19 protein-coding genes and 1 pseudogene are annotated in these 24,977 nt (G+C 58.2%); 11 read left to right on the top strand and 9 right to left on the bottom strand.

From position 1 onward, the window contains the following. Positions 1 to 12: 12 nt before the first annotated feature. Both BDD14_RS07050 and BDD14_RS07045 read right to left on the bottom strand, forming a co-directional pair. Positions 13 to 543 carry a hypothetical protein gene (locus BDD14_RS07050; protein WP_130418182.1) on the bottom strand — a complete coding sequence of 177 codons (531 nt, stop codon included), beginning with the start codon at positions 541 to 543 and terminating at the stop codon, positions 13 to 15. A 60-nt stretch (positions 544 to 603) separates the two neighbouring features. Continuing rightward, positions 604 to 2,475, bottom strand: a complete 1,872-nt coding sequence (locus tag BDD14_RS07045; protein ID WP_130418181.1) for a trehalase family glycosidase — start codon at positions 2,473 to 2,475, stop codon at positions 604 to 606. A 241-nt stretch (positions 2,476 to 2,716) separates the two neighbouring features. On the opposite strand from BDD14_RS07045, the gene BDD14_RS07040 reads away from it, so the two are divergent. The 5 genes from BDD14_RS07040 (at position 2,717) to BDD14_RS07020 (ending at position 11,640) form a co-directional block, all read left to right on the top strand. Next, complete coding sequence (locus BDD14_RS07040) at positions 2,717 to 3,916, top strand: sugar isomerase (protein WP_130418180.1); 1,200 nt, start codon at positions 2,717 to 2,719, stop codon at positions 3,914 to 3,916. A 67-nt stretch (positions 3,917 to 3,983) separates the two neighbouring features. Then, complete coding sequence (locus tag BDD14_RS07035; protein ID WP_130418179.1) at positions 3,984 to 5,066, top strand: substrate-binding domain-containing protein; 1,083 nt, start codon at positions 3,984 to 3,986, stop codon at positions 5,064 to 5,066. Positions 5,067 to 5,232: 166 nt separating this feature from the next. Then, complete coding sequence (locus BDD14_RS07030; protein WP_130418178.1) at positions 5,233 to 7,440, top strand: bifunctional rhamnulose-1-phosphate aldolase/short-chain dehydrogenase; 2,208 nt, start codon at positions 5,233 to 5,235, stop codon at positions 7,438 to 7,440. After that, positions 7,437 to 8,885, top strand: a complete 1,449-nt coding sequence (locus tag BDD14_RS07025) for a rhamnulokinase (RefSeq protein WP_130418177.1) — start codon at positions 7,437 to 7,439, stop codon at positions 8,883 to 8,885. The genes BDD14_RS07030 and BDD14_RS07025 overlap by 4 nt, the downstream gene beginning before the upstream one ends. A gap of 19 nt (positions 8,886 to 8,904) precedes the next feature. After that, on the top strand, positions 8,905 to 11,640 hold the full coding sequence (locus BDD14_RS07020) for a glycosyl hydrolase (RefSeq protein ID WP_242617791.1): 2,736 nt from the start codon (positions 8,905 to 8,907) through the stop codon (positions 11,638 to 11,640). Between the two features lie 105 nt (positions 11,641 to 11,745). Here BDD14_RS07020 and BDD14_RS07015 read toward each other — a convergent pair whose 3' ends face one another. The 3 genes from BDD14_RS07015 to BDD14_RS07005 form a co-directional block, all read right to left on the bottom strand. Then, entirely contained in the window at positions 11,746 to 12,753 is a 1,008-nt protein-coding gene (locus BDD14_RS07015) for a zinc-binding alcohol dehydrogenase family protein (RefSeq protein ID WP_130418176.1), read from the bottom strand. Between the two features lie 147 nt (positions 12,754 to 12,900). After that, a complete protein-coding gene (locus BDD14_RS07010) occupies positions 12,901 to 14,682 on the bottom strand; it encodes a hypothetical protein (protein ID WP_130418175.1) in 1,782 nt (593 codons plus the stop codon). Continuing rightward, positions 14,679 to 15,449 carry an ABC transporter ATP-binding protein gene (locus BDD14_RS07005; protein WP_130418174.1) on the bottom strand — a complete coding sequence of 257 codons (771 nt, stop codon included), beginning with the start codon at positions 15,447 to 15,449 and terminating at the stop codon, positions 14,679 to 14,681. The genes BDD14_RS07010 and BDD14_RS07005 overlap by 4 nt, the downstream gene beginning before the upstream one ends. Positions 15,450 to 15,527: 78 nt before the next feature. On the opposite strand from BDD14_RS07005, the gene BDD14_RS07000 reads away from it, so the two are divergent. The 3 genes from BDD14_RS07000 (at position 15,528) to BDD14_RS34365 (ending at position 17,816) form a co-directional block, all read left to right on the top strand. After that, on the top strand, positions 15,528 to 15,845 hold the full coding sequence (locus tag BDD14_RS07000) for a PadR family transcriptional regulator (RefSeq protein ID WP_130418173.1): 318 nt from the start codon (positions 15,528 to 15,530) through the stop codon (positions 15,843 to 15,845). Continuing rightward, the gene (locus BDD14_RS06995) at positions 15,842 to 17,326 is read left to right on the top strand and encodes an ADOP family protein (protein ID WP_130418172.1); all 1,485 of its coding nucleotides are present in this window, start codon (positions 15,842 to 15,844) and stop codon (positions 17,324 to 17,326) included. The genes BDD14_RS07000 and BDD14_RS06995 overlap by 4 nt, the downstream gene beginning before the upstream one ends. Positions 17,327 to 17,585: 259 nt before the next feature. Further along, entirely contained in the window at positions 17,586 to 17,816 is a 231-nt protein-coding gene (locus tag BDD14_RS34365; protein WP_130418171.1) for an MliC family protein, read from the top strand. Positions 17,817 to 17,920: 104 nt separating this feature from the next. Here BDD14_RS34365 and BDD14_RS06985 read toward each other — a convergent pair whose 3' ends face one another. After that, complete coding sequence (locus tag BDD14_RS06985) at positions 17,921 to 18,205, bottom strand: hypothetical protein (RefSeq protein ID WP_130418170.1); 285 nt, start codon at positions 18,203 to 18,205, stop codon at positions 17,921 to 17,923. A 592-nt stretch (positions 18,206 to 18,797) separates the two neighbouring features. Continuing rightward, positions 18,798 to 19,136, bottom strand: a complete 339-nt coding sequence (locus BDD14_RS06980; protein ID WP_130418169.1) for an energy transducer TonB — start codon at positions 19,134 to 19,136, stop codon at positions 18,798 to 18,800. Positions 19,137 to 19,489: 353 nt separating this feature from the next. Here BDD14_RS06980 and BDD14_RS06975 point away from each other — a divergent pair, with 353 nt between their 5' ends. After that, a complete protein-coding gene (locus BDD14_RS06975; RefSeq protein WP_130418168.1) occupies positions 19,490 to 20,305 on the top strand; it encodes a TylF/MycF/NovP-related O-methyltransferase in 816 nt (271 codons plus the stop codon). 146 nt (positions 20,306 to 20,451) lie between these two features. Here BDD14_RS06975 and BDD14_RS06970 read toward each other — a convergent pair. Then, positions 20,452 to 21,306 (bottom strand): annotated as a pseudogene (locus BDD14_RS06970) (IS5 family transposase); the annotation flags it as partial. Between the two features lie 93 nt (positions 21,307 to 21,399). On the opposite strand from BDD14_RS06970, the gene BDD14_RS06965 reads away from it, so the two are divergent. Both BDD14_RS06965 and BDD14_RS06960 read left to right on the top strand, forming a co-directional pair. After that, positions 21,400 to 22,125 (top strand): HNH endonuclease, encoded by a 726-nt coding sequence (locus BDD14_RS06965; RefSeq protein ID WP_165419959.1) that lies wholly within the window; start codon positions 21,400 to 21,402, stop codon positions 22,123 to 22,125. A 39-nt stretch (positions 22,126 to 22,164) separates the two neighbouring features. After that, entirely contained in the window at positions 22,165 to 23,307 is a 1,143-nt protein-coding gene (locus BDD14_RS06960) for a PDDEXK family nuclease (RefSeq protein ID WP_130418166.1), read from the top strand. A gap of 172 nt (positions 23,308 to 23,479) precedes the next feature. On the opposite strand, the gene BDD14_RS06955 is transcribed toward BDD14_RS06960, so the two are convergent. Then, positions 23,480 to 24,697 (bottom strand): helix-turn-helix transcriptional regulator, encoded by a 1,218-nt coding sequence (locus BDD14_RS06955; RefSeq protein WP_130418165.1) that lies wholly within the window; start codon positions 24,695 to 24,697, stop codon positions 23,480 to 23,482. Between the last annotated feature and the right edge of the window lie 280 nt (positions 24,698 to 24,977).

The following is a 24,977-nucleotide window of genomic DNA, read 5'->3' as shown; positions in this document are numbered from 1 at the left end:
CACGTCCGGAGATTATGGAGCAGTCGGCTGTGTCGCGGAGAGCTCGACGAAGTTGCGTCCGGCGTAGAGCCGGTAGGTGCGGGCAGCTGGTGCGGCAAGAATCTGAAGCGGCGTAGGCCGGCGCAGGTCGGCGTCGTGGGAGGCTGCGGTGGTGAAGAGATCGTGGCCGCCGATGTCCATCACGACGAAGGTTTCGTTGGCGACGAAGCCGCAGCCGTAGGCTCCGGGGGGCAGCCTGTGGCCGCCAATCTCAAGGGCCGTTTCGGTGATGAGATAGGCCTGGTATTTCTGCTGTACGGAGCTGGAGTAGCCGGAGGTATCGACGAGCGCGGCGAGCAGAAAAGCGTCCTTCGAAAAGCGGATTCCAGCCGAGTTCCGTGCCTGGATGGAAGCAGTCTGACCGCGAAAGAAGACGGCCGGCGGAAGAATGGCTCCAGCTTCAGAGGCGTTAAGGATCGCAGGACTGCTTCCGGAAGCAGACGACTGAGCCAGGGTGGAAAGTGGCACGGCGGCCAGGGCGAGGGCGAGAAGGCATCGAAGCATGCGCTGCCATCCTACTTCCGTCCATGGTCTGGTGCAATGGACGGAAGCAGGATGCACGTCTTATTGCGGGAGCGCTATCTCGGGCGAAGTACCGGACGCCTGGAACGGATACGCAGTCCTGGTCCGGTTAACGCCTGTGTGGGCTGGAAACGGGACGTTGCGGGAAAAGCTGGAGCGGTGTATCTCGGCGTGGCGGGCGGAGCGGCTGGTGCCGTCGATCCGGAGCTGATAGACGTCGGAGTCCGAGTCGTAGTCGCGATACATGGAGGCTGCCGCCCGCCTTCTGGCGGCCTGAGCGAGCAGGTTGTTCATTTCCAGGTAGACACCATTGGTCCAGCCGAAGCCGACCACGTTGCTCTTATAGCCGGTGGCTATATCGACATTCGCGGAGCCGCTGACTACGTTGTACTTTTCGCGGATGGTGCCGTCATGGAGGAAGTTATCGAGGATCGTCCCGGAAAATTTGTTTGCGATCCGGGTGGCGTCGGCAGTGAAACCGTATTGAGAGAAACCTTTCACGGTGAGCCAGGTTGTAGGTGCCCATCCATAGGGCAGGTCCCACTGCGTTCCGGAGTCGAAATCGCTCATGGCGATCCCGCCTGAGCGTTCCATCAGCGGGAGATGAAGACGGAGCGCGGCGGCCTGCGCGGGAGAGGCCAGACCGGCCCAGAGAGGATAGAACGCCGTAATGTAGTTATAAGGAGATGGACGGTCGTTCACGAAATCGTAGTCGTAGAACATACCGGTCTTCGCGTTCCAGAGGTATTTGTTGATCGCGGCCTTGCGGGCGGTCGCGCGGCGGGTCCATTCGGCCGCCTCCGCGGGACGGTGAAGCAGGGTGGCGAAGTGGGCCATGTCGCGCTCGTATTTGTAGAGAAGACTGTTGAGGCAGACTGGAGCGTAATCCTGTGTCGATCCGCTGAAGGGTCCGAAGCGGAAGCTGGGATCGAAGCCAGACTCGCGCATGGCCCGGTCGCCGCGGTAGAAGGAGGCGGTGAGGCGGTGGCCGTCGACATGGGCGGCGGCGCAGACCTTGGAGGCGGAGATGTCGCAGCTTGTCTTTGCGAGCTCGGCGGCCTGGGCGGGGGTGGGATCGTCGGGGGCGTCGATGAGGTAGTCGGTATGCACGCTGGGATGGGAGAGCAGCCAACGGATGACGTCGGGATAGTAGGTGCTGTCGTCGGCCATCTCGGGAACGGGCCCGGCGCCTACGTCGAAGTAACGGGCGAGACTGGTATCACCGGCCAGATGAGGCTCTGTAATCCAGACGTTGTAGTCACGCTTCGCATAGTCGTAGGCGCGAGCGAGCCAGGCTGCTGAGACGGGGTGACCGGCGGGATGCTCATAGACCTCGCGGATCATGGAGGTGAGAAAGGGAGGCTGCGAGCGGGTGAGATGGTAGGTGCGGTTGGCGTTGAGAATGGAGCCGTAGTTTTCGATCTCGAAGAAGAAGTTTTCAATCATGCCGCGAGCCAGATCGGTGCGCCGGTCGGCGACCAGGCCCAGGAGGATGAAGTAGCTGTCCCAGCCATACATCTCATTAAACCGGCCGCCAGGAACGACGTAGGGGTTGGGGAGATAGAGCAGGCCCTCGTCCTTGACGTCGGCGGCGGTGACGTCGCCCATGTGAGTGATCTTGTGGGGGAGATTCCGGACTTCGACCCTGCATTGCTGCTGCATGGCGGCGACCGACGATGGAATGGCCATACCGGCGGGAAGATAGAGGACGGGCGTCGTGGTGACCTTGGGATCGACGACGGAGGTGCAACTGGACATCGATCGTGAGAGAGTGTTCCAGCCGGTATGAATGTAGGAGAGAATCTTCGCCTTGTCCGCGGCCGAGGGACCGGCAGACTGCGCCTGGACCGCCACGTCCATAAAGAAAGGGCTGAGGAGGAACAGGATAAGGGGCAGGCGAAGGAGTTGCTTCATTTGAAAGATCTCCGCATTTTTGAATCACGCGAATCTCTTGTTATTGTAGGCTGCACATTTCCATTCGCGGACGCGGTGGATAGAGATGAGGAGAAAGACGGCCGGCTAACTAACGGCCGACAAGGGGAACCGCAGGGCGGGCAAGATCCGGAGAAAACGTCGAAGAGCAAGGCGACAGGATGCGCTTGCATAAATTTTAGTTTCAATAGAGACTTATTTTCGGAAAGGGAACGGTGCACTCATGACGAAGAACGGAGCGACGCAATCGAAGCAGGACAAGATTTGGGAAGCACTGGATCGTTTCCGAATCGAGATTCCTTCGTGGGGCTTTGCCAATACCGGAACTCGTTTCGGCAAGTTTGTGCAGCATGCCGCCGCGACCAGCATCGAAGAGAAGTTTGCCGACGCCGGTGAGGTGAACAGGCTGACCGGCGCCAGCCCGACCGTTGCGCTGCATGTGCTGTGGGATGTGCCGAACGGCACCGCGGACGTCGAAAAGATCCGCGCCCTGGAAAAGCAGCATGGGGTGAAGTCCGGCTCCATCAACCCGAACCTGTTTCAGTCCCAGGAGTATAAATTCGGCTCGATCGCGAATCCTAGTGCCGAGGTTCGCAAGGTTGCGCTGGGACACCTGCTGGAGTCGGTAGAGATCGGACGTGCCCTGGGCACGCGCGATCTCTCCATCTGGGTCTCCGATGGATCAAACTATCCCGGGACACAGTCGATCAGCCGGCGTATCGGTTGGATGGAAGAGGTGCTGGGGGCAATGCACGCTGCAACCAGTGAAGGCCAGCGGCTGCTGATTGAGTACAAGCCTTTTGAGCCGGCTTTTTATCATACCGACATCGCCGACTGGGGAATGGCGCTTCACCTCGCGCAGAAGGTGGGTCCGCGCGCGAAGGTGCTGGTGGACACGGGACATCACTATCCGGGCACCAATATTGAGCAGATCGTCGCCTGGCTGCTCTATGTGGATGCGCTTGGCGGTTTCCACTTCAACGATCGCAAGTATGCGGATGACGACCTGACCCTGGGCTCGATCGATCCCTACCAGGTCTTCCGCATCTTCCATGAGATTCTGAGCGCGCCCGCGGCGGCTACGGAGGGCATCGCCTACATGATCGACCAGAGTCACAATCTGAAGGGCAAGATGGAGGCGATGGTTCAGAGCGTGGTCACGGCCCAGGAACTGTTTGCCAGGGCCGCCATGATCGACCGGGAGGCGCTGACGGTTCTGCAGGATGAATGCCGGCTGATCGAAGCCGAGGAGTTGTTCCGCGACAGCTTCTGGACCGATGTTCGCCCGATGGTTCGGGCATGGCGCGAGGCGCGGGGCCTGCCCGCCGATCCACTGCAACAGTTGCGGGACAGCGGTTACGTCGATCGCATCGCCCGTGAGCGTGCCCAGCGGAACCGGAGTGCCGTTTCGAGCTACGCCTGATCGTTCTCGATGGAGGAATCGGGGGCTCGGGTGATAATAGTCCGAGCTTAACAAGGAGCTGCACGCGTTGGCCAAGACATCGAAGCGTCTCTACCTTATTCCCGTCCTTTCGAAATCACTGGATATCCTCGAATTGCTGCAGGCGGAAAACCGCCCGATGTCTCTCGAGATGATTCATCGCCGCACTCGAATATCGAAGACGACCGTCTATCGCGTGCTGAAAACCCTCGTGCATCGAGGGTATCTGGCGCAGTCGCCCGACGGCATGTACCGCCAAGTGATGCGGCCGAAGAAGCTGCGTTTCGGATTTGGCGGCCAGAGCGCGGACATGCCGTTTTCCGAAGAGGTGACGCGCAGCCTGCGGGATGCGGCAGCGGCCTCGGGAGTCGATCTGGTCGAACTGGATAACCGGTACGACGCCGCGACCGCGGTCCAGAATGCCGAGGAGTTCATCCGCAGCAAGGTCGATCTCATCATCGAGTTCAATGTGGAGCAGTCCGTCGCGGCAATCATCGGGGACAAGGTTGCCTCCGCCAATATCCCTCTTATTGCCATCGATATCCCGCATCCCAATGCCACCTACTTCGGTGTCGACAACTACCGTGTGGGGGTGGAGGCCGGGGAGATGCTGGCCCGGCATGCGCAAACGGAGTGGAATGGCAAGGTTGACCGTGTCATCGGACTCGATCTGCCGGAGGCCGGCCTGCTGGTTCAGGGTCGCATCCTGGGTGCGTTCGAGGCTGTGCGGTCGGCCCTCCCGAATCTTCCTGCAGACGCTTATCTTAGGCTGGATGGACGGGGGATACGTGAGACCAGTTCGAAACTGATTGCGGACTATCTGAAGAAGTATCCGAAAGACCGTCACATCCTGGTTGCCGCAGCGACGGACACCAGCGCGCTGGGCGTGGTCGACGCGGCTCGTCAGCTTAAACGGCAACGCCACATTGCGGTTGTGGGCCAGGACTGCATCGCCGAGGCTTTGGAAGAGATTCAGTCGCCTTCGTCGCCGCTTATCGCCTCCGTCTCGCATGAGACCAATGCCTATGGGCCCAATCTGATGCAGCTGGGGCTGGCGCTGTTAAAAGGGCAGATCGTTCCACCCTACAACTATGTCTCTCATAAGCTGGTCACTCGCACGTCTCTCCCCTGAGAAAAGGTCGTCGCGAGGGGAGAGGCGGCACACAGCTGGATGGCTGGCAGGTTTCCAGCCTTTTGATGACCTTGGCTGGGCCACCCTCTATTTCGAATCAGAAACATTTGCCGTATTGGTGTCCTCTATGGAATGATGGTGATCGAATTTCGAAGGAGAGGATGCAATGGCTGCTGATGGAAGGCTGAAGTTTCTGGAAGACAAATGGGATGAGGCGGTCGCAGCGAAGCTGGACGCCCCGGAGCTTCTGCGCTACCGCAGCAACCTGCTGGGTTCAGATCTGCGTATCACCAACTTCGGGGGAGGCAACACCAGCTCCAAGCTCGACGAGATGGACCCGGTAACGGGCGAGACGGTCAAGGTGCTTTGGGTAAAGGGGTCCGGTGGCGATCTGGGCAGTATCAAGCGCGCCGGCTTCGCGACGCTTTACCTGGATCGGCTGCTGGCGCTGGAGAAGCAGTACAAGGGCGTGGCGGAAGAGGATGCGATGGTGGCTCTCTATCCTCTGGTCACCTTCAACAACAATCCCACCGCGGCTTCGATCGATACGCCGTTGCATGGCTTCCTGCCGTTTGCGCATGTCGATCACCTTCATCCCGACTGGGGAATTGCCCTGGCTGCCTCTGCGAACGGCAAGCAGAAGATGGAGGAGTTCAACAAGGAGTTCGGCCATAAACTCGCCTGGCTGCCGTGGCAGCGACCGGGCTTCGAGCTGGGCATGATGCTACGCAAGATCGTGCAGGAGACGCCGGGCTGCGATGGCGTGGTGCTGGGCGGCCATGGCCTGTTCACATGGGGCGACACGCAGCGCGAGGCTTACCTGAACACGATTACGATCATCGATCAGCTTGGACAGTTCATCGAGCGTCACGCATCGCAGCCGAATTACATCCGCTTTGGTGGGTCGAAGGTGAAGTCGCATGCCGAGCGCGTAAAGATCGCCGCCGAAGTGATGCCGTCCCTGCGCGGGGCAGTCTCCCGCAGGCAGCGATGGATCGGCAGCTTCACTGATGCCGATGCGGTGCTCGGCTTTGTGAACTCCAGGAACGCGGAGCAACTGGCCCATCTGGGTACGAGCTGCCCGGACCATTTCATTCGCACCAAGATCCGCCCGATGTTTCTCAAATGGGATCCGGCTACGGATCCGAAGGAGATCCCGGCGCTGATCGAAAGCTCGCTTGAGACCTACCGCGCGGAGTACGCGGACTACTACAAGAAGCACGCGCTTGCTGACTCTCCAAAGCAGCGTGACGCCAGCCCCACGGTGGTGTTGCTGCCCGGCGTGGGAATGTTCACCTTCGGCAAGAGCAAGACTGAGGCTCGTCTGACCGGCGAGTTCTATATCAATGCCATTGGGGTGATGCAGGGAGCCGGCGCCCTTGGCGGAGGGGTGGAGTGCAAGGACATTCCGCAGGCCGGTCCTGCCGCCTCTGCCGATCAGTTCACCATGTATGACAACTACGTTGCGCTTCCTCCGAGCGAGGCCTTCCGTATTGAATACTGGGCACTCGAAGAGGCCAAGATTCGCCGCCAGCCGCCGGAGAAGCAGTTGAGCCGGCAGGTTGCGTTGATCGTCGGTGGAGGAAGCGGCATCGGCCACCAGGTTGCGCTGATCGCGGCCGAGCGCGGCGCTCATGTCGTAGTTGCAGATCGCGACGCCGCCGCAGCGGAGCGTGTTGCCGAGGAGTGCAAGGCAATCGCCGGCAAAGAGGCCGTGGGCTTTACGGCGATTGATATTCGCGACCGCAAGGCGATTCAGTCCGCGCTCGAGGCTACCATCAAGCTGTTCGGCGGCATCGACATCCTCGTCAACACAGCCGCCATGTTCCCGTCCTCGCCGGATGGAATCATCACCGACGCGCAATGGGGGCTTACGCTCGAGATCAATGTGACCGCGAACTATCTTCTAGTGGATGAGGCGCAGAAGATTCTCAAGGCGCAGGGCCTGGATTCGAGCGTTGTGCTTACCAGCTCGGCGAACGCCGTGGTTGCGAAGCGTGGAAGCGAGGCCTACGACGTGAGCAAGGCGGCCTTGAGCCATCTGGTCCGCGAGCTTGCGGTCACCCTCGCGCCTAAGGTGCGGGTCAACGGCATCAGCCCGGCCACGGTTGTAAAGGGATCAACGATGTTCCCGCGCGACCGCGTGAAGGCATCGCTCACCAAGTACAAGATTCCTTTCAGCGAGTCGAGCACGGACGATGAGCTGCGCAATGCACTGGCGCAGTTTTATGCGGAGCGCACGCTGACGCATACGCCGATTGATCCCAGGGACTGCGCCGAGGCGATCATGTTCCTCGCCGGTCCGCTGACTCGCTGCACGACAGGACACATCATCCCCGTGGACGGCGGTCTGGTGGAGGCCTATCTGCGATGAGCGAGGCGCCGGTGCCGCGTTCTCCCAAAGACAGCCGTGCCTCGATCGCCGTCGACCTGGGTGCGGAGAGCTGTCGCGTAAGCCTGCTGCGCTGGCCGGACGGAGCTCCGCAGACTCAGCTTGTCCATCGCTTCGGCAATGGACCGGTGCAGCGGGAAGATGGGCTGCATTGGCCGCTCGACCGCATCGTCGATGGAGTGGAGGAGGGGCTGCGCAAATGCGCAGCTCTTGCTCCCGAAGGGATCCGCTCGATCGCGGTCGATGGCTGGGCGGTGGACTATGTTCGCCTGAACGATGAAGGTGTTCCCATCGCCGAGCCATTCTGCTATCGCGATGAGCGCAATGTTCGTGCAGAGGCTGAGCTGCATCAGCACCTTTCGCCGGAGCGAATGCGTGAGGCGACCGGGATTCAGCAGCTGTCGATCAATACGCTGTATCAGCTCTATGCGGATCGCAAGGCCAGGTATCCTCCTTCGCGCTGGCTTAATCTCCCGGAATACATGCTTGCGTGGATGGGGGGAGAACCTGTCGCCGAGTTCACGAATGCGACGCACTCGCAACTTATCGATGTTCATACGCGGGAATGGAGCGCCGAAATCTTTCGCGAAGCCGGACTGAGGCTCGACCTCGCACCGCGCCTTGTTCCTCCTGGCACAAGGCTAGGGAAACTGCGGGGGCCGCTGCAGCAACTGGACGCCTTCCGCGATACAGAGTTGATTGCTCCTGCCTGCCATGACACGGCCTCGGCGATTGCAGGCATTCCTGCGGTTGGAGAGGACTGGGCGTACATCAGTTCGGGAACATGGTCGCTTGTGGGAGCGCTTACGTCGCGGCCCGTGGATAGCCCTGCGGTGCGCGAGGACAACTTCACCAATCTGGGAGCGGTAGGTGGCGCCAACTGCTTCCACAAGAACGTGAATGGCATGTGGCTGTTGAAGCAGTGCGAGAGCGCGTGGACCGAGCAGGGTTTCACTCCGGGCGTGTCAGAGCTTCTCCGCAGCTGCGAAGGCCTGGCGCCTCCCGCAACTTTGCTTGAGGTCGACGACCCGGATCTTCTTCTGATGGGGCAGATGCCGCAGCGGATCAATCGCCAGTTGGTGGCGAAAGGTGCGAGTCCACTCGATGAATCCCCAGACGGTGCGCCTACGTTTGTCTCATTGATTCTCTACAGTCTTGCATCGCGGTACGCGGAGGTCCTTGGTCGGGTGAAGCAGCATACCGGCAAAGAGTTGCGTCGTGTCTTCGTTGTGGGTGGAGGATCGCGAAACGCGCAGCTGAATCGCCTCACTGCGGAGATGACGGGGCTGGAGGTCTGTTGCGGCTCCGTGGAGAGCTCAACCCTGGGCAACTTCGCCGTGCAACTGGCCACACTCGAGAGCGCATGCTCGCCGTCTTCGTCGAGCTTCGCCGGAGAGGTCTGCGAGTGGGCGCGTCAACTCTCATAAATCCGGATTGGAGTCAAAGATGAATCGCATTGCAGGTGTTCCAGGAGGCCGCATCGTTTCCGCCATGCTCGCTGCCGCGATGGGGATGGCCGCCTATACGGCTCCGTTGCAGGGCCAGCAGAGCGTCGATCAGCTACGGCGTGAGTTCGCGAATCCGCCGAACGATGCGCGTCCAATGGTTCGCTGGTGGTGGTTCGGGCCGGCGGTCTCGAAGGAAGAGATTTCGCGTGAGATTCACCAGATGCACGAAGGCGGCTTCGGAGGCTTTGAGCTTGCGTCGGTCTATCCGCTTGCACTCGATGATCCGCAGAAGGGAATCCGAAATCTTCGTTATGCTTCGCCCGAGATGGTCGACATGCTCCGCTTCGCACGAGAGCAGGGCAGCGCACTGGGCATGCGCGTCGATCTCACATTAGGAAGCGGCTGGCCGTTTGGAGGTCCGCAGATTCCGATTGATCAGGCAGCAGGGCGGTTGAAGATTGTGGCTGCGGCTCTGCCGGTGAATCAACTGTCGGAACTCGCGGAAGGCGATACTCCAGTTGCGGCGTTCCTCGCGAAAGGTACCCCGGAACATTACGACACTGCGACAGCGAAGCAGATCCAGTTCCCTGAAAACAGCAGCAGCCTCCCCGCGGCCAATACAGGGGAGCCGCAGATTCTGCTTCTTTTCATCAACAGTCATACGCGCCAGATGGTGAAACGCGCGGCCGTGGGTGGAGAGGGTTTTGTGCTTGACCATATGTCGCGCGAGGCAATCGATACGCATCTGCAGACGGTTGGCGATGCTTTGCTGAAGGGGTTTGTCGACGCGCCTCCCTATGCCATCTTTTCAGACTCGCTGGAGGTTTACGGCAGCGACTGGACTCGCCAGCTGCCGGAGGAGTTCAAGAAGCGCCGCGGCTATGATCTGATCCCCCATCTTCCCGAACTCGCCGCGGGTGTAACTCCAGAGGCGGAAGCAATTCGCCACGACTGGGGAGTGACTCTCTCCGACCTTGTACGTGAGAACTATCTGAAGCCACTGGCGGACTACGCGACGGCACATCACACCCGCTTTCGTTCGCAGACCTACGGCTCTCCCGCGGCCACATTGAGCGACGAGCGCATTCCGCAGCTTCCCGAGGGCGAAGGACCCCAGTGGGATCGTTTCTCATTCACGCGATGGACTTCGTCAGCGAACCATCTCTTCGGCAACAACGTCACCTCTGCGGAGACGTGGACATGGCTGCACTCGCCTGCCTTTCGCGCGACGCCTCTTGATATGAAGGCGGAAGCGGATCGCATGTTTGTCGAGGGCGTGAACCAGATCATCGGCCATGGCTGGCCCTACTCGCCGTCGTATGCGACCGAGCCAGGATATTCGCTGTATGCCGCTGCAGTCTTCAATGCGCACAATCCCTGGTATGCCGTGATGCCCGATGTTACGCGTTACCTGCAGCGTGTGAGCTGGATGCTTCGACAGGGTGAGCCTGCAAACGATGTCGCCCTGCTGCTGCCGGAAGATGACGCGCAAGCCGACTTTCGTCCCGGGCATGTCTCGGTAACGGACGAGATGAAAACGAAGATCACGCCGGCGCTGATGCGGGCGATTCTGGGCAGTGGGCATAACGTGGACTATGTTGACGGATCGGCGTTGTACGATCTTCACAAGCATCCGCTGCTCATTGTTCCTCCGACGAAACGCATCCGTCTGAAGGCTGCCGAGGGGATCGCCGCCTATGCCAAGAGCGGAGGGAAGGTGATCTTTATCGGCACCACTCCTTCCGTGGCGCCTGGGGTGAAGGACGCGAAGGATACACCGGAGATTCAGAAGGTCATGGCACAGCTGATCTCAAGCTCTGCGCACATCAGCAACGAGGACGAGCTTCCAGGGGCGATCGATCGCCTGGTACGGCCGGATCTCGATGTGCACACGGCCAGTGGAGCCATCGGTTTCCTGCATCGCCACCTGCAGGATGCGGACGTGTACTTTATCGCAAATGTTTCGTCATCCCCTCAGACTCTTCCGCTGCATACCGGCAGTACCTATACCACTGCCGAGTGGTGGAGCCCCGAGGACGGAACCGTCATCGCTGCGGAGCGCGAGAGACCGTTCACCCTCGAGCCGTACGGCTCCCGGCTGCTTGTTCTCCACGGTGGCAGCGCTCCAGCAGGCGTTTTGAAGCCAAAAGATCTGGTTGCGTCAACCGTCGCGCCGATCGCGCTGAGCCACTGGTCCGCCGAGTTCCCCGGAAGCAAGGGATCGCCCGCGCTGCCCACGCAGACCGATGCGAAGACGATGTGGACGGACGAAGCATCGGAGAAGTTCTACTCCGGCGAAGTACGCTATCGCGCTGGCTTCCGATCCGCAGCGCCAAAAACCGGAGAACATCTTCTTCTCCATTTCGCCGAAGGGAAGGCGTTGCCGGACACACAGCCTGAAGGCAGGAATGGGATGCGCGCCTGGTACGACGCTCCTATCCGCGAAGCGGCAGTTGTGTTCCTCAATGGCGAACGGGTTGGATCGCTCTGGCATCCGCCTTACGAGCTCGATCTTACAAAGTTCATCCATGCCGGTGAAAACACCGTGGAGATCCGTGTGTACAACACGGGGATCAACGAACTCGCAGGACAGCCGCCGCGCGATTACACAGCTCTGAAGGCGAAGTATGGAGACAGATTTCAGATGCAGGATATGGAGGATCTTCAGCCCGTGCCCTCCGGAATCTCTGGCCCCGTGCAGATCGTCTACCGGACCGAGCGAAGCCTGCCTTAGTCGGGACATGCTGCCCAAGATTCAAGCTGCTTTTCTGAAGTCCGCGAGCACGATCGCGCCGCGGTTTTACAGATTCTGGTTTCGACAGAAAGAGAGGCAGCTTTTCTATCTTCCGACCTGAACCATGATCTTCGTGAAGGCCGCGGGCGCTGCGGACCACTCCGCGAGGATTGCAGGCGCCTCTTCCATGGGGACGATTGCCGAGATCGCTCGCTCGACCGGAAATCTTCCATGCTCGAGCATCGCAATCACTTCGCGAAAGTCCTCGGGTAGAGCATTGCGTGATCCCGTGATGTCGAGTTCTTTCTGTACGAAGAGCCTTGTTTCGTAAGCGACGGGTTCTTTCGCGTAGCCGACATAGACCACTCTCCCGGTGAAGGAGACCTCTTCGACGGCGGCACGGAAGGTCTCGGGTAGGCCGATGGCTTCGACGATGACGTCGGGACCGTGGCCGTCTGTCATTTCGCGCAGGCGGGTGCGAAAGTCTTCGCGTGCGGAATGGATGAGGTCTGTCGCGCCTGCGGCCTGTGCGGTTTCCAGCTTGATATCGTCCAGGTCCACAGCGATGGTTCGAGCACCGCGGAAGACTGCGCCGGCAATCGCTCCCAAGCCCACCCCGCCGCAGCCGAAGACGACGACAGTGTCGTCAGCCGTGACCCGGCCGCGAGCGACAGCGTGGACACCCACGGTGAGTGGCTCTACCAGGCAGAGTTCCTTGAGGGAAAGTCGGGATGGGTAGACCTTCTCCTCGGACACGGAGATCCACTCGGTCAGCGCGCCATCGCGCTGCACGCCGAATGTCTGGTTGCCTTGGCAGGCGTTGAATCTTCCCCGGCGGCAGGAGGCACAGCTTCCGCAGCTGGTGTAGGGCGAGACCGTGACGTGCGTTCCAGAGGGAATTGCCGACGAGCCCTCGACGACTGTAGCGGCGATCTCGTGGCCGATGATGCGCGGATAGGTTACAAGGGGATTTCTGCCGCGAAAGCTATTAAGATCCGTTCCGCAGAGTCCGACCATCTCCACCTTCAGCAGGAGTTCTCCAGGCTGCCTGTGCGGCTCACGAATATCGACTACACGCGCCTGACCGGCTTCGACCAGCGATACGGCCTTCATGGCTTTCCTCGATTTGCGTTCGCTCTGGCATAAACGAACAGTAATTTACCTTCAGAATAAACTTGAATCCCTCCAGCAGCTTCTTGGAAATATTTGTTGGAACAGCCAGTGAGTTGGATCTTAGGCGTCGCCATATTTATAAGCGGATCATTCCTGTAATCCTAGTCGAGAACCAGAGAGGTTCTCCGAGAACGATGCATCCGTCTCTATTCGTTGCGTGTAGAGATGAGCGATCGAACGGAGTGCGCCATGAGATCCGAGCAGGAGGAAGATGGTTATTCCAAGATGGCGAAGACTGACTTCGCTCCATTGTTCCCAATTGACAACCCAGAGAACGAAGAGAGGCAGAAGAACTGAGTAGCGTACAAAGCTCACTGGCAGGTCGGTCGTGGAAGGTCTGCGGGTGGTCGTGAACGGGATGCCATAGAAGCGTAGAAAGAAGAGGTCGGTCAGAAGAACGGTGAGGCCGAGGCCGAGTAGAAGTTGGGTGACGAAAGAGGTTGTGCTCCGTTGCGCTGCTGGCGTGATGAAATGAAGTACGCATAGAGACGATGTCGTCACGAGACCGACCGCAAGGATGCCCCAACGATGAACTCCCTGTAGATGTTCGGGAAGCGGCTTGCCGTGGATGAGGAGAAAGATCCAGCCTCCATTCATCCCGATAGGAGCATTGAGAGCGGTTCTGATGCCTATGGGGAGCAGGAACGCAAAGATCGGCACCACGGTACGTATACCCCAGGTAGAAAGGCCGAAGTGGATATGGCCTGGACCGATCTTCAGCAGCAGGATGCTGGATAGAGCAAGGGACAGTGCTGCTCCTGCATAGAGAGAGAGATACAAGCGAAGGCGAGAGGTACGCAGTAACGTCTGGCCGATGAAGTGATAGATGGCCCGTTGCTGGGGAGATCGAAGGATCGTCGCATGCAGCAGGGGATGGAACAGAGCGAAGAAACCGAACTCACGCTTCAAGATTGGATTTCCCTCCACGAGTTGCCGGGTACGGCGGGTATAAGCAAGAGGGTAGGTGAGGACGGCAAGCGTAAGGGCTGCGATGGTGGACAAAACAGCAGTGGCTGCGAGAGGAACGAACAGGGGCAATACCGCCGATCCCCACAACAAACGCTCATACAGACCGAGGAACCAGAAAGGAGGAAAGAGCCGGACAGCGATGCTGCTTGATTCCAGAAGCGGCCTAAGGTGGATGCAGAGGAGCGGCGTGAGAAAGAGAATTGTTAACAGGGCCACGATTGAGATCGCCTGCACAGCTGGTGAGATCCAGCCGAAGAGCTTTCGTCCCAGCACGCACAGCAAACTTCCCTGAAGAGCAATGAAGAGAGCTGCAGCGAAAGCTCCCGCCATAGCGACGGTAGCGAAGTGTGCCGATACGTGACGCCACCACATGCCGCGAAGATCGGCGACGGCAGGAAAGAACAGCGTTCCCAGGATATTTGTACTGAGCAGCACCAGCGTAAGGAAGATGGCAAGAGCGAGCAGGCGCGCCGACAACAGTTGGCGGCGGCCAATGGGCAACGAAGTGAGTACAAACACATCGAGAAGGTCAGGGAAGAGGAGGTCCCATTCAAAGACCGTAACCGCGCCCAGCACGACGAAGGCATACATGCTGTAGACGTAGTGGTCGGAGATCTGCAACCAGAAGGGGCGAGGTCCGATCGCGTGTGGCTGATGATACGCAGCGAAGAGGTACAGGGCCATGAGAACTCCCGGCAGCGCGAACATGTAGGCCAACTGCAAAACGCGAGTAGGGATCTCCTCGCCGAGAGCCTCATTGTGGACGAGTCGGTCGAGCAGGTGCCGCGTCAATGCTTCGAAGACGGTCGGCTGTTCTATCGGGGTGGCCGCTTGTGCCTGCACCGCCAGCGACCGCACGCTCTGCTCCGGCCCACGCAGGATAAGGCTAAGACGAATCATGCGTTCCCCCGAATCGTATTGACCAGCTCACTTGCGATCGCCTTCGTATCCTGCTGCTGGACAAGCTGTGCAAAGACATTTTCAAGAGTGCTTAGCTTCATAAGAGACGTCAGCTCTGAAGGAGCCGCATCCGCCAGAATCTTTCCCTGCGAAAGAACAATGACACGATCGCACACCTGTTCCACGACCTCGAGCACGTGAGAGATGTAGAGAATGGCCTTGCCCTCGCTCGCAAGTTCACAAAGGAGGTCTTTAAAAAGACGAGCTGAAACCACATCCAGTCCCGAGAGCGGCTCGTCAAAGATCAGCAGCCTCGGGTTGTGCATCAGCGCCGCAGCCAACAGAACGCGCTGCTTCATTCCCTTCGAGTAAGAGGAGATTGGGGAGTGTCGCGAAGACCGCAGCCATAAGAGTTCGAGAAGGCGATTCGCTCGTTCTTCGAGCGGACGCTCCTCGATGCCGCGCAGACGCCCAACCAGTTGCAGGTATTCGAGTCCCGACAGATGCGTGTAGACGTGAGCTTCCTCGGGAACGTAGCCAAGGGCAGCGCGGAACCCAGTCAGATTCTCCTGAATATCGCGGCCCTCAAACAAGACATGTCCGCTGCTGGGTTCAAGGATGCCGGTAATGATCTTGACCGTGGTGGACTTTCCGGAGCCGTTCGGCCCGAGATAGCCGACGATCTCGCCCGGGCGCACGCGAAAGCTGACGTCCTCGACGGCCGGGATACCACGATAGCGCTTGGAGAGATTCTGTACTTCGAGCATGCGGTTTTCCTCGAACCCTATGTAGCAAACTACTCTTAGCCTTGTCAAGTAGTGTGCTACATAGGTAGAATTTCGCGCATGCCAGGCGAGGTGAAACTCTCCCACACAGCCGCGATGATTCTCCACGCGATCCACGCGGGGTCAATCTACGGTTTCAGTGTGATGGAGACGACGGGGCTACCCAGCGGAACCGTATACCCTGCCATGCGCCGGCTCGAACGTGACGATCTGATTCGGTCAGAGTGGGAAAAGCAGTCGATTGCCGACAAAGAGCTTCGACCGCCGAGAAAGTATTACCACCTGACCAAGGCAGGCCGGGCCACCCTTGAAGCATCTCAAAAGCGATATCCATTGCTGGCGAAGCTTTTTGCCTCTGCGGAGCGGGAGAAGGTATGAGCACACTGCGCGCGCACTGGTCCCTCATCACTCACGCTATGCTGCGATGCGCCGGCTTTCTGGTGCCCTGCGATCAAAGGAATGTCTGGTTGCAGGAGTGGCGATCTGAGCTGTGGTATGTTTCGCGTGCGGACTCCCAGGAGCCCGACTCCGTTCTCGCATCCGAGAAAAGAGCGGCGAATTTCTGCATGGGAGCATTTCAGGATGCGTGGTATTTGCGCCGTGACAGCAGGCCGGCACCCCAGCCCTTCGTCCGCACCTCGCAGTCCGCAATGCGCTGTGCTGCGGCGCTATTTCTGATTACCTGCGTGAGTTGTATTGCGTCCCTGTTGCTGCCACGCGTTCGATCCGTCATGGAATCTCTACCCTACGCAGATCCGGGACACATTGTCCTGATTGCGTCGGCAGGTTTTTCTTCGCCGGAGCTTCCCTCTGTGCGCATGCGCGAGCTGCGCCTTTGGCAAAGCCGTACCCGCCAGATTTTTTCTGAGTTTGCGTTTTATCAGCCCATTACGCGACCGATTCGTCTCTCCTCGCATTACACGCCTGAGTTGCGTATCGCGAAGGCCACGCCGAATCTATTTTCCCTCCTGGGAATCCGCCCTGCCATTGCCGCCATGGAGCATCAGAGTATGCCAGTGCTCCTGGTGAGCGAGAATGTCTGGCGAAAGGAGTTCCACGGCGATCCTAACCTTATTGGAAGTACTGTCGAGATTGGTCTCCACAAGGCAAAACTCGGCGGCGTGGTCGCGAAAGATCAATGGCGGCTCCCGGGAGTCTTCGACGCCTGGTTGCTGGAGCCGGAGACGGCAACGACAATCTCCAACAGCGCTCGAGGATTTGTTCTCGGTCGCCTCTCTGTGTCTGCTTCGAACAGAGATCTTGGCGGGAGATGGCACATGGTCGCTCCTCAGACCGATGGAGATCCTGGAGACTACGAGTGCGTGACCTTGCCGGAGAGAGAGGGCGCGCCTACACACATTTACATCTTTGCGGTTTTACTGGCGCTCCTCGCTTTGCCCGCAACGACCTCTCTTCCGCTTGGAGAGTATCCGGTACAGGGAAGCCAGATGTCATGGTTGCTTCGTTTGCGGCGCTGGGTGTTTCTTGGGGTCAAGTTCGTTCTTCTGCTGCCAGCCGTTTACTTCACTTCGCTTGACTTCGCCCACGCCTTTGCCGTCAGCCTTGTAACCGCGCAATATATTCAGCTCGTCCTATCTTTTCTGATGGCACTCTTCGGCTTCCGGTGGATTCTGAAAGACCAGAGGCGTCGTTGCCCGGTTTGCCTGAATACTCTGACGAGTCCAGCCCGTGTGGGCGAGCCCTCCCGAAACTTCCTGGGCTGGAACGGGACGGAGCTCATCTGCTCTGGCGGGCATGGGTTGCTTCATGTCCCGGAGCTTCCTACGAGCTGGTTTGCTACGCAACGCTGGCTCTATCTGGATGCTTCCTGGAGCAGTATTTTTCTCGGATCTGTCTGAGCAACTGCAAGCTGATGGTCTCCTTTCTCAACCCCTTTAGCCTTCGATCGGATCGAACACTAATAAAGCGCAGGACATTTCGCGGCACCTGGAGTATAAGATTTGTGCCGAGAGAGGCCGGCTATGGTGATGAGGAGACGAGCAGTCACGGTTGCTGGAATGCTATTCGTTGCCGGATCAATAGCGACACACGTAGAGGCTAAGTCGAAAGTCATTTAAGAATGTTGCGCGATATCAATGTGATATTGAAGGCACAAAGATGGGCCTCAGCAAAAAGTCATTCTTGATCGAATATCTCAAAGACGAGACCAGGAATGTTGCGATCATTCCTCTCGCCGATAAGAAGTCAATGACGCTTTCCCGAGTCTCTTCGACTGCAGGTGCAAAATATGTCTCCGACGATTTCACCTGGTTGGTTCCCGGAGACAGCGCACCTACACTCACATCACAGAGAATGGCAGGTCAGCCAAGCGTGACTTGCAAGCAGTAGGATTGGACGAATCCGGGAGAGGGTTCTTATCAGAGCTTTGACTCCGGGCCCAGGCGGCTATTCTCCAGCACCACCCGCGATGAGATAACGTCGAGCCATCGAATCTAATCCTTCCAGCTCCCACCGAACCTGTCCTTCACCTCTTCCAACTCGTAGCGGTTGGGGAACTCCACTGTCTCTCCTGCCTTCAGCTTCCCGACCACGTGCCGCGCCAATTCGGGTGACACGATCTTGCTAAAGTCGCTCTCATAGGTACCGACATTTACTGTCCACCACTTGTGCGTGGCGTGTTCGGCGGTTGCAATGAATGTAACAGTCTCTAGGTATCCTTTGAACTCTCCCTCGCAAAGCAGGAACGGCATGGCAATGAGTTTGTAAGTAGTGGTCACGAGTCGTCATCTCCTCTGGAGTTTCTGGTACAGATCGTCTGTCAGCTTTAAGAACAACCCTTCATGTCGCCTCTTATTCCAGCCTGCAACGCCTTCCTCGCCGCAACATCTGTTAAGCAATGGCCTCGCTCTCCCAGTTTCTATAGCTTCTGCCCATCCTGCAGTCTTAATTGAAGTGGAAGGCGCTGTTGTGGGGCGCAGTTCTTACGGCCGGTGCAATGGATTTTGCCTGCCGGCCATTTGTCAGTCGCGGTGTGCCGCTCGCACCCCATGGGCGAATAATAGGCGAAAATAATGTGGATTACTTAACGAGTGAAGGAGTTCCCTTAGCTACGTAGCAACCATAGCCATGTAAAACAGGGCAAGCTTCAGTTTGAAGGCGAATCTGGAAGAGTGAGGGATTTATATCTAACTGCAAGTTGTTGATACAAATTAATATGCATCCTATCGTCGGGATCGCAAGAGAACCACGTCACGAAATTCCAAATACTCAGGGATTTCAAGGAATAGCCGCGCTTCCTTGTTAGCTTTCGCCTTCACAGCCATATAGACGGTACAAACTACTGTTGTTTTTGCTTTAGGCCGCCACATCCTAATACATCATGAATTCGGCCTCGGTCTCCATCTCGACTGGGACTGGTTTGCCTCGAAACGTGCCTGGTTTGAAGCGATATTGCTTCGCGGCCTCAAGTGACGGTTGGTCGAAAAGAACTGCCGCCTCGCGGTCCTTCTTCTCTTTGTAGCGTTCTGCCGCAGAGCGGATCACCTCAGCATCGCGTACGTGTCCATCGGTGTCGACAAACGATGCGAACCCTGGTGGAACCCGATAGCCGATGTTTGCGTGCTTTCTCCGGTAACTCTGCTTGGACCGAATAGGCGAGTTCGGGAATAGAGACGACTCCCTTCTCGAAGTGATAGACGCCGTTGGCATCGGGGTTGGGCTTCGGAGCCTGTGCCTGCGGCGCGGGTGCTTCTGGGAGTGGCTGCGTTGCTTGTTGTAGGGAAAGAGAGATGAATAGCAGAAATAGGGTGGCGGGGAGAGGCATCGCTCCATCCTCCGACACCGAGAGCATATCACCGCATCCATTTCCTCATCCGCGCTCTCATCTCATGGCCTTTGCACAAACTACTGCTGTTTGTGCTTCAGTGAAGAAGTCTGTCGCCGCATGTGTAGATCTCAGGCAAACCTTGGATCGATTCTCTATAATTGCTGAAGCCTGAGCGCGAGTCGTGGGCGAAATCGGCACGTGATCGTGGAACCTAATCTCAATACGAGGAAAGGAAATGCCACACGCTACAAACAAGCTCGTCCGATTGATGAGGAAGTCTCCCCCGGAATTAGCCGCCTCTGTAAAGTGGCACATCCTTAATCTTCAAAGGTCTTGCATCTCGAAAGCACGCTTCGGCTTAACTCGGTGGTCGCCTAATGGTGTTCTTCCTCACTTCACCGCTTATTATCCAGATTCAATTCACTCATTTCCTGACCGGGACGATCTGTATCGTCGTTGGATCCGCGGCAATAAGATAAACAACAACGGCGATGCGCCCAGATTTATGGGGCTTTTACTGAATTTGCGTCAGCTTCAAAACGAAGCAATCGACGGCGACTTTGCGGAGTTGGGCGTCTGGAAAGGAAATTCCGCGGCAGTTTTGGCTGCGTATGCCGCAGGGTCGCAAAGAAAACTGTACCTTTTCGACACCTTCGCTGGTTTTGACACACGGGATACAGTCGGAGATCACCGCGCTAAGCCCGGTTATTTCGCGGATACTTCTATCGACTATGTGAGAGCAACGGTGGGCCACAACTCCACGACCGTATACGTCCCTGGATATTTCCCCGACTCGATCACTCCTGAAGTTCAGGCCTCCAGGTTTGCTCTCGTCCACATCGATTGCGACCTCTATGCGCCAATGAAGGCCGCCTTGGAGTTTTTCTATCCCCGTACCACCAGAGGTGGAATGTTGATTCTTCACGATTACTCCTCTGGCACTTGGAGCGGTGCCACTCGGGCCATTGATGAATTCCGTAAAGCCACCGGGGAATATGTTTCCCTGTGGCCGGATAAGTCAGGAACTGCCATGCTCAGAAAGTCACGGTAGGCACCTAGGAGCTTGTTGAAATAGCTAGAGCTGACTCCTTTACTGATGAGGTTTTGGGTTGATGCAGGGGAGTTGGGTTGTTTATGACGGCTGGCTGGCGGATTCTGCGGCATGTTTTCTTGCCGGGTTGAAGACTCAACCGGCCTTCAGGCGCACTGCTGCTGTGGGTCCTGCTGAGTATGGCTTTGGATGAGCCTTGGCAGACGCAGCAGGTTATGTGCGGCGCAGCTGAAGACGAAGATCCAGTCGACCTTGGCGAGTCCTCGCACCTTCAGCTGGTCGAGCGGACCGGTCTGCTTCAACCAGCCAAATGTCTTCTCCACGAGCCAGCGGCGGCTGAGGCTGAGCGCATAGCCGGCGTGCCGGGTGGTCCTGCCATCGAGGTTCGAGCGGCGTCCCTTGTCGTTCTTCTGCACATGTGCGGTGACGTTGAGGGCGCGGGCTCCGGCGATGAAGTCCTTCGCGTCGTAGGCCTTGTCGGCACCAACCGTGATGCGCCGCGAGCTGTTCTTCTGCCGCTCGTCGAGCATCAGCAGGGCTGCGTCGCGCTCGGCATGGCCGTCGGCCTGGGTCGCCATCGCGGCGGCGATCAGGCCGTTGCGGTTCTCCACCAGCGCATGGCCCAGGTACGCGAGCTTCGACTCCTTGCCATAGCTCTTCTTGTAGAGCCGCGCCTCCGGATCGGTAGTCGATTGATGGGTCTCGTTCGACCTCTTCTGCCCACGGAAGTTAGTGCCGTCGCCATCATCGGAGCCATCCTTCGGCCGGAAGCTCTTCTGCGATGCCCAGGCCTGGATCAGCGTGCCGTCCACGGTGAAGTGCTCGTCACTCATGAAGCGCTTCGCCAGCACGTTCACCTCGGCGAAGAACCGCTGCGCCACGTCCGACGTCAGCAGCCGGTCGCGGTTCTTGGAAAACACGGCATGGTTCCACACCGCGTCGTCCATGCCCAGGCCGACGAACCAGCGGAACAGCAGGTTGTAGTTCAGCTGCTCGACTAGTTGATCGCGGACGTGTCGATGACGAAGTCACCGGTGGCGTCGAGCAAGCCGGGGCGCAGGGTGCGGTCCTCGACCTCATCGTCGAAAATGATCATGTCGGTGCGGACCTGGTTGGCGACGGCCTCGACGTACTCAGCGAGCGTGTTGGCGTGGGTACGCTTCGCCTCCACTACCGCCCCCGGCGACATCTTCATCGCACATTCGCTCTCCGCCCCATGGCTAATCTCAGTCCAACACGCTGGTGTTGCCCGCGAGTTTGGACCATCGACACTTCCCGGTCCTGGCGCCTCAACGCAAGTCTTCCTGAACCTCACTGAGCTCCATCGCGCCATCGCCCGCACCTACCAGCTCAGCGTCAGCCTGCCGCAGCTCCCGCTGCAATCCTTTGAAGGGCAAACCGAAGCACTGCCCCGCGAGACCGAAGCCGACCGTGTCGTCATCGCCCGCGTCGGCCAGGACATCTTCCGCCAGGCCCTGATGGAGTACTGGAATGGCACGTGCCCGCTCACCGGCATCACCGACCCCGCGCTACTCCGCGCCTCGCACATCGTCCCGTGGGCCGAATGCGAGAACGATGCCCTGCGCCTGAACGTCTACAACGGTCTGCTCCTCTCCTCGCTGTGGGACGCCGCCTTCGACGCGGGACTGGTCAGCTTTACACAAGAGGGAGTACCGATCGTGTCGAGTTCTCTCAGCTCTCATGCAGCCGAAGCCTTGGGCCTTAACACCAGCCCAGTTCTGGAAAGACTGACACCGCAGCATGACAGCCAGTTGAAGCGGCACCGCGAGAAGCACAAGCTGACTGAGCGCGGAACCTAGTCGGACGGCACCTAACCTTAACGAACTGAAAGGCCCCTGATGTTTGTATTGCAGGAAGACGGATCGCTGACCGCTATGAAGCCCTCACTGTTTGCGCTAGAAGAGGACTTTCAGCGCCTACTCGAAGAACACCCTGAACTCTTAGCAGGTGAACTGATCGATCCTGAAGAGCCCCGCCGCTGGCTTCTCGTGACGCGCGAGATCGGTATTCCAGCCGAGACCGATGGGCCAGGTTGGTGGTCCGCGGATCACCTGTTCCTCGATCAGGACGGAATCCCCACGATTGTGGAAGTAAAACGGCAGACTGACAGCCGCATAAGGCGAGAGGTCGTAGGACAGATGTTGGACTATGCCGCGAACGCGGTCGTCAATCTGAAGATCGAAGTTATACGCGGAAAATTCGAAGAGAACTGCCAACGCAACAAGGTCGAGCCAGACCAGGAACTGCAGCAGCGCCTCGGCCAGGAGATAGACGTCGAGAAGTTCTGGATGCAGGTGAAGACGAACATTGAGGCGCAGAAGATCCGGCTTCTGTTTGTGGCGGATGATATCCCGAGGGAGCTGAAGAGGGTCGTTGAGTTTCTGAACCGTCAGATGAACCCAGCGGAGGTCCTGGCACTCGAGCTAAGGCAGTTCCTGGGAGATAACGGTCTGCGAACGATCGTCCCGACACTGTACGGCCAAACCGAAGAGACACGAGGGCTGAAAACTGCAGCCCCGACCAGAAAGTGGGACGAGGCAAGCTTCTTTGAAGAACTCACCATCCGTCATCCCGAAGCAGTGACGGTTGCACGAAAGATCAGGGACTGGATGGGGCAAAATACGGATCGCGTCACCTACGGGAAGGGGATTATCGACGGCACCATTAACGCAGTGTCATTGTGGTCAGGGCAGAAGCTCTATCCGCTGACAATCTCCACCCAGGGCAAGCTTATCGTCAACTTTGGCTATTGCAAGCGAGGCCCGTTCGAATCAGATGTAATGCGCGAAGAGTGGCTGAAGCGGCTCACCCAGATCCCAGGCCTAACTCTTTCGACAAAGGGCATCGATAAATATCCGGTAGTGCTCCTCGCATCGATGCAGGTCGGGAACACCTTGAGCGAGTTCTTCCAGGTGATGAGCTGGTTCGTAGACGTGTTGCGGGAATGGAAGGCCGAGCCGTTGCCAACGGCGAGTATGTAGCGCTAAGAGCGGATGTCGTCGAAGCAGGTGGCGTGGGACGGGTCCGACTCGCATTCAAGGACGCTCAGTCAGTCATGGAGATGCGCCCGGAAGGTGACGCAGCCGAGCTACAGTGGCGCTACCTCGTAATGCCCAGAAGGCTCCGGCGGTTCGATTGAGGGCTTTCGCTCATTCAAGGCTCCTTTCTTACCCCCGGCAGCGACAGAATTAGGCGCATCAGCTCGGCTTGGCGGTGAGTCCCAGTCTTTGCCAAAATCCGCTTCAGGTTGAAACGGGTGGACTCGACAGTGATCCCGAGCCGGTCGGCAGCTTCGCGGACCTCAAGCCCTTCCAGTAGCACATCCGCCAGTCGTGATTCCGCCGGTGTCAGGCCGTATAGAGCTCGCAGGACAGCATCACGCGATCGGGGAATAGCCGAAGGATCACTGAACTGCACCAGCGCCGTCGCCTCTGACTCTGATGCCAGTACTCCCGAACAGAATGGGTAGACCACCACTTGCAACGGACGTGCTGGTGGTGTTCGCGAGATCAGCATCGCTCCTCCAGACCGCGCCGTCCAAGCCCGTACCTTATGTCCGCCCGCCGCATTTCCACGCACCCTTCCTGAGCCATCGAATCCATGACCCGCACCGGTAAGGCAGGCCCCAGCAATCATGCCATCCAGGGTCACCTGTTCGGAAAGAGCCTGAGTCCGAAGACGACCCGACCGAAGCGAGATCCCGTCTCCCAAGTCAAATAGGTGTATTGCCCCTGCGGTAGATCGAAGCACCGAGCCGTCCTGTTTGACCAGACATATGGCAATCTGCATCCCATCAAGACTCTCCGTCAGCACCGCGTTGGTTGTTTGCAACTCGGCGAGTGACCGGGAGAGTTTCAGCGCCTGACGTAGATGTGGCGTAAGGGCGGTGAGCAATTCAAGCGAGTAGTTGTCGAAGAACTCTGCTCCATCACGGCGGACAATGCTGATTGAAGCGTGGCAATCGGGTCTCTGGGCGAGCTTCGCCCAGGCCATCGGTCCAATGTCAAACGGAACCATGTAATCGGCATATGTCTCAGATTGTTTTCTCTCGGCTTCGGTGACAAGGGACTGGCTGAGGCCGCAGTCTGCGTCTCGGTATCGCTCCAGAGCGTTCTTCAGATAGATATCGTTTCTGTGGATGTAGTCCCGATATCTGGCTAAGGCTTCGTCCGAGTAGCCAACGGTCTCTGAAAGCGTTGTCTTTCCTATCCGCACTTCCTGCTTCGTGCTGAAGACGTGTTCGCGGATGACGGCACCTTTTGCGTCCATCGTCTTTACCAGGGCGTCGAGAAACATTTGCATCTGGCCGGGTGTCGATGCGCTCTCGTACAGCAGAAGCAGTAAACGGGACAGGCGTTCAGAAGTAACCAAGGCTCGAACCTCACAGAATCATCAGCAAACGAACAGCGACCTGCAACATCCAAAAGCCATCCGGGGCTTGGTTCGCCTCATGGTTGGCTTAGCCAAAGTTCAAGCACATAGGGAGGGAAATCCGATTGTCGCACAAAATATCTCCCAAATGGGAGATGGGCGTTTTCACATGGGACGCAGAGAATTAGGCAGCGTCAACTTACGTCTGGATCCTTGCAGCATTCTTTTCACAATCCGTCTCAACCTCTTTCACCTTGCGGTGAGGGGGAAGCACAACGAT

The sequence above is a fragment of the Edaphobacter modestus genome (assembly GCF_004217555.1).
In the GTDB taxonomy this organism is placed as follows: Bacteria; Acidobacteriota; Terriglobia; order Terriglobales; family Acidobacteriaceae; genus Edaphobacter; species Edaphobacter modestus.
Note: the sequence above shows the minus strand (reverse complement) of the source record. Positions and strands in the feature narration are given on the sequence as shown.